General features: G+C 72.6%; 5 protein-coding genes and 1 pseudogene. 3 read left to right on the top strand and 3 right to left on the bottom strand.

What is annotated here, in order from left to right:
* Positions 1–131 precede the first annotated feature (131 nt).
* Complete coding sequence (locus ACZ5WK_RS40090; RefSeq protein ID WP_465555483.1) at positions 132–848, top strand: hypothetical protein; 717 nt, start codon at positions 132–134, stop codon at positions 846–848.
* A gap of 16 nt (positions 849–864) precedes the next feature.
* Here the strand turns inward: ACZ5WK_RS40090 and ACZ5WK_RS40085 are convergent, their stop codons facing one another.
* From ACZ5WK_RS40085 to ACZ5WK_RS40075, 3 genes are all read right to left on the bottom strand, one after another.
* Positions 865–2,049, bottom strand: a complete 1,185-nt coding sequence (locus ACZ5WK_RS40085; RefSeq protein ID WP_465555481.1) for a TolB family protein — start codon at positions 2,047–2,049, stop codon at positions 865–867.
* A gap of 317 nt (positions 2,050–2,366) precedes the next feature.
* Positions 2,367–3,137 (bottom strand): lysophospholipid acyltransferase family protein, encoded by a 771-nt coding sequence (locus ACZ5WK_RS40080; RefSeq protein ID WP_465555479.1) that lies wholly within the window; start codon positions 3,135–3,137, stop codon positions 2,367–2,369.
* A gap of 256 nt (positions 3,138–3,393) precedes the next feature.
* Positions 3,394–3,819, bottom strand: coding sequence for a DUF4395 domain-containing protein (locus tag ACZ5WK_RS40075; RefSeq protein ID WP_465555477.1), 426 nt, complete (start codon positions 3,817–3,819; stop codon positions 3,394–3,396).
* A gap of 211 nt (positions 3,820–4,030) precedes the next feature.
* Between ACZ5WK_RS40075 and ACZ5WK_RS40070 the strand changes: the two genes are divergently transcribed.
* On the top strand, positions 4,031–4,444 hold the full coding sequence (locus ACZ5WK_RS40070; protein WP_465555475.1) for a thioredoxin family protein: 414 nt from the start codon (positions 4,031–4,033) through the stop codon (positions 4,442–4,444).
* A 358-nt stretch (positions 4,445–4,802) separates the two neighbouring features.
* A pseudogene (locus ACZ5WK_RS40065) lies at positions 4,803–4,898 on the top strand (electron transfer flavoprotein subunit beta); the annotation flags it as partial.

Raw genomic sequence — 4,898 nt, 5'->3', positions numbered from 1 at the left:
TGCAGGGGGGACCCTGTGGGAGAGTAGGACGCCGCCGAACAATCATTCACAAAGAACCCCCGATCCGTCACGGATCGGGGGTTCTTTGCATTTCCGGGACACCGACAGGCCGCCGGCTCTAGCCTGGCGCCGTGACGACTCGAAACCGAATTACCCGTACCGGTGCGGCCGCTCTCGTGGCTGCCGGCCTCGTGTTCCTCGCCGCCTGCGGAAACGACGGCACCAGCAGTGGTGGAAACAGCGCCGACGGCAAAGCGAGCCACGTCGGCTGGTACCGCACGGTCGGCGACCTCTGTGCGGCGGTGGGTGACCCTGGCCTGCCGGGGCAGCTGAGGAGCTCCATACCGGTGACGAGCGAGGGGATCGCGAGCGACCCGTCCAAGACGATCAGCTGCAGCTACGACGGCGGAACGGCAACGGAGGACTGGCGGGTGAGCATCGACGTGACCCTCTTCGAGGCGGCCCGCGGCTGCCACTGGCTGGAGGTCGAGGCGGACATCGCCAAGTCCCCGCTGGGCGGGCCCAAGCCGACCGAGACGCGAAAGTTCGAGAAGACCGACGGCGGGGGGCTCGGCCAGGAGGGCTACCGGTTGGCGGTCCGGCATCCGCTCACCGACACCATCCCCGGGCCGGTCGACCAACTGACCTTCAAGTCGGGAATCTGCGACGGGAATCTGCGTGTGACGGTCGACGTCGACTACGGCGCGGGCGCGGAGATGTCCGCGGATTACCCGGGCGCGCTCGACAAGGCGGAGCAGGCGTCACAGAAGAAGGCCGCCGAACTGCTCAAGCGGACGCGGGACAAGCTGTACGAGCGTGCGATGAGCCCGCAGCCGACGGCTTCGTGACAGGTCGGCGCCCCGGCTAGGGGGCCACGGCCGTGCCCCACGCCGGCCGGCTTTCCCAGCGGTCGGTGGTGCTGGTGATCGGGGCGACGTTCGAGCCGTCGCTCTTCATGGTGAACAGCTCGGCGTTGCCGTTGGCCGGGGCCTGGGTGAAGGCGATCGATGTGCCGTCGGGGGAGTAGGCGGCGGCGCCGTAGAAGACGTCGGACGGGCCGGGGGTGAGGGCGCCGATGGCGGTGCCGTCGGGGTGGACGGTGTAGATGCCGCCGCCGGGGGTGCCGTCGGAGCCGGCCGGGTAGGTGGTGAAGACGATCTGGCTGCCGTCGGGGGACCAGTTCGCCCGGTCGCCGGCGCGCAGCTCCCAGGGGGTGAGCTGGCGCAGGCCGGTGCCGTCGGCGTTGACGAGGTAGAGGGCGCGGCTGTTGGCGGGCTGGCCGGTGGCGCTGGTCTGGTAGGAGAAGACGATCTGCTTGCCGTCGGGTGACCAGGCGGGGTTGGTGACGCTGCCGGAGTACGGCTTGTCGTTGGTGAGGAAGGTCAGCCGCTGGACGTTGGTGCCGTCCGGGCTCATGGCATAGAGGTCGCTGTACTGGATCTGGTCGGCCGTCGAGTCGGTGGCGCCCCAGGTACGGCTGAAGGCGATCTGCGTGCCGTCGGGGGAGAAGGCGGGGGTGACCTCCGCCTCGTTGGTGCAGTCGGGGGCGCCGGCCTCGCAGAGCGGGCCGATCTGGCGGGCGTTCGCGCCGTCGGCGCCGATCGTCCAGATCCGGCCGGATGACTCGCCGTCCGTGCGGTCGAAGGCCAGCGTGGTGCCGTCGGGTGACCAGTCGGGGTGGTCGTCGCGGGTCTGGGCGGGCGGCTGGGTGAGCTGGTGGTCGCCGCTGCCGTCGGAGGCGACGGTGAAGAGGGCGCTGGTCGTGTGCGCGCTGTCGAGGAAGATCCGGCCGGCGATGAGGCCGTTGTGCCGGGTGGCTGTGACGGCTCCGGCGGGTGCCACGGCGCCGGAGGTCGGGACGGAGACGGCGACGGCGGGCTCGGGTGTGGGACTCGCTGAGGGGGGCTCGGACCGGATCTCGCTGAGCGGGATCTCGCCCGGCTCGGCGCCGCACCCGGTGAGCAGGGCGCCGGCCAGCAGAAGGCCCGCACCTGCGCGGGCGCGGGTACGGGCCGTGGTGGTGAGTGGCAGCTGCCGTTTGCCGGTCATCGCCGTGTCATCTCCGTATCTGGTGCAGGACAGGGCCCCGAAGGAGCTGTCACTGTGGCAGATCGGGAGTGCGGACGGGCGGGCGACACGCGACGCTCCGGGACTGGTCGGTCACACGGAGTATGAAGAGCCGACCGTCCGGTTGACCGATCGGGCACGGATGGATCGAGCGTGGACCGGTCGGGTGCCGCGCATAGGAGGGTGCGCACAGGCGGGTTCGGCGGGGCCGGGCGCGGAGGGCCTCAGTACGGACGGACCGGGGACGGACCGGGGGCGGACCGGATGGGCCGGCCCCCGGCGGGCCGCTGACCGGTCGGTCAGTCCCGGGCCGCGCGGCGTTCGGCCCGGGCGGTGGCCTCCGCCTCGTCCTCGGCCTCGGCGATCTCCAGGGTGGGCGCGGTGCCGCCGAGCTGGGCGGGCATCCACCAGGTGTCGTCCGGGCCGCTCGGCTTGCCGGGGTACTCGCGCTGGGCGATGTCCAGCATCTCGCTCATCGCGGCGCGCAGCCGGCGGGTGACCATCACGGGCTTGTCGCCGGGCTCCAGCTTGATCGGCTTGCCGATCATGATGGTGACCGGAACGTGCCGCTTGGTGAGGGTCTTGGGGCGGCCCTTGGTCCAGAGCTGCTGGGTGCCCCAGAGGATGACCGGCAGCAGGGGGGCGCCGGAGTCGGAGGCCATCCGGGCGGCGCCGGTCTTGAACTTCTTCAGCATGAACGAGCGGCTGATGGTCGCCTCGGGGAAGACTCCGACGACCTCGCCGGCGCGCAGCGCGCTCACCGCGGCCTCGTAGGCGGGCTGGCCGTCGGTGCGGTCGACCGGGATGTGCTTCATGCCGCGCATCAGCGGGCCGGAGATGCTGTGCCGGAAGACGTCGTCCTTGGCCATGAAGCGGGTCTTTCGCTTGCCGCCGCGGTAGGCGCCGAGGCCGGCGAAGAGGAAGTCCAGGTAGCTGATGTGATTGCTCACCAGGACCGCTCCGCCCTTGGCGGGGATGTTCTCGGCGCCGACGATCTTGATGCGCACGTCGAGCGCGCGGAAGACGGTCAGTGCGGCGCCGATTACCGGCGGGTACACGAACTCAGCCACGGTCAGTCCTGACTTCCCACGGGCTCTGGCGGCCCGGTACGGCGGTACCCGGGCCGTGCGGTGGGGGCCGACCGGAGGCGCGGCACGCCGCGGCGGCCACGGGTGATACACGGAGATGATCCCCCGAACGGGTGCCCGCTGTCACCTGAACCGGGTCGCCGGACGCGATCCGGCGGTGTGATCTCCGTGATGGGTCGGACGGGAACCTTCCGGTGGTGCCGGGCGACAGTGGGCGGAAGCCGGTCGCCCGGCGGGCTCAGGCGGCGGGGTCGAGGCGGCCCTGGGCGCGGCGGACGCTCAGGTACATCTCGCAGCCGAGGCAGTAGCCGAAGGCGGCGTTGAGGAAGGCCGCGGCCAGCGCGAAGCCGGTGGCCAGCAGCCCGAGCCAGGTCACTCCGGTGAGGAAGCCGAGCGTGCCGACGCCGGCGAAGGCCAGGCCGACCCCCTGGGCGAAGCGCGGTGGGCGCTCGTCCTCGGTTTCGGTGGGCGGTGCCAGCCGGGGGCGGACGAGCGTGCGGTACAGCCCGCCGTACGGGGAGCGGTGCAGGCCTCCGACGGCGCCGAGGGCGAAGACGACGGCCTGGAGGGCGAGCAGAAGCCAGCTGCCGGTGAGCAGGACGGCGATCAGGACGAGGGTGGTGAGCACGGCGGCGAAGCGCGGGCCGCGGGGGTCGATCTGCACGGGGACTCCGGGAGTGGGCGCGGGGAGAGGGCGACGGCGGGGCGCGTCAGCGACAGCGCGAGGCCGTGGCCCGGCACAGGTCGACCACACGGCGGGTGGTCAGCAGCAGCTGTGCGGGGCGGTCGGAGTCCACCCGGCGATCGTACGGCGGTCCGGCCCCGGCGGTCGACCTGCTTGCGGGAGCCGGGCGGCCCTGGCGCAGACTGGGGGGATGACCGGGTTGGTGGTGTGCGTCGTCGTGCTCGCGGTGGCGGGCGCGTTCGGGCTGCTGCGGGCCAAGCGCGACGGGAGGCTGCGGGTGCGCACGAAGGACGGGGCGGTGCGGCTGTCCGTGGAGGATCTGGGCGAGCCGTTGGGCGAGCGGGCCACGCTGGTCCAGTTCTCGACCGCCTTCTGCCAGCCCTGCCGGGCGACCCGCCGGGTGCTCGGCGAGGTGGCGGGCATGGTCGAGGGGGTCGCGCACGTCGAGCTGGACGCGGAGGCGCGGCTGGAGCTGGTCCGCCGGCTGGAGATCCTGCGGACGCCCACCGTGCTGGTGCTGGACGCGGGTGGCCGGGTGGTGCGCCGGGCGGCCGGGCTGCCGCGCAGGGCGGACGTGATCGCGGCGCTGGGCGAGGCGGTCTGACCGGCGCCACCGGCGCACTGCGCCGCTCCGGCGGGGGACCCGCGCACCGACGTGCCGCCCCGTCAGGTGGTACCGGGGGCGGGCTGGGGCAGGATGGGCGCTGACGGCAAGTGCAGGCCGTCCCGCCGCTCGTCCGGATCCGGGGTCTCCGGGGCCGTCGCGGGCACCTTGCGGGGCGTCCGGCCGGGCCCGGCGGCGTAAGCTACTGGCCAGTAGTGACCACTGAGCTACCGGCGAGTATGCTGCCAGGAAGTTCCGGACCGGCACGGGAACACGCTGCCCGGAGCGGGTGCGTGCCGTGTTCGCGCCCGCTTGCACAGCCGCAGCCGCCGGACGAGACCAGTACAGGAGACAGGCCGTGAGCTTGAGGATCGTTGTCTGTGTGAAGTACGTGCCGGACGCGACGGGTGACCGTCGTTTCGCGGACGACCACACCACCGACCGGGAGGGCGTG

It is taken from the genome of Kitasatospora sp. NPDC032757 (assembly GCF_055579305.1).
This window is presented reverse-complemented; position numbering and strand designations above follow the sequence as displayed.

What these genes read in the sequence shown, in the direction of transcription:
- ACZ5WK_RS40070 (WP_465555475.1), top strand. Translation starts at nt 4,031, where the DNA reads ATGACCGGGTTGGTGGTGTGCGTCGTCGTGCTCGCGGTGGCGGGCGCG.
- ACZ5WK_RS40085 (WP_465555481.1), bottom strand. Translation starts at nt 2,049, where the DNA reads ATGACCGGCAAACGGCAGCTGCCACTCACCACCACGGCCCGTACCCGC.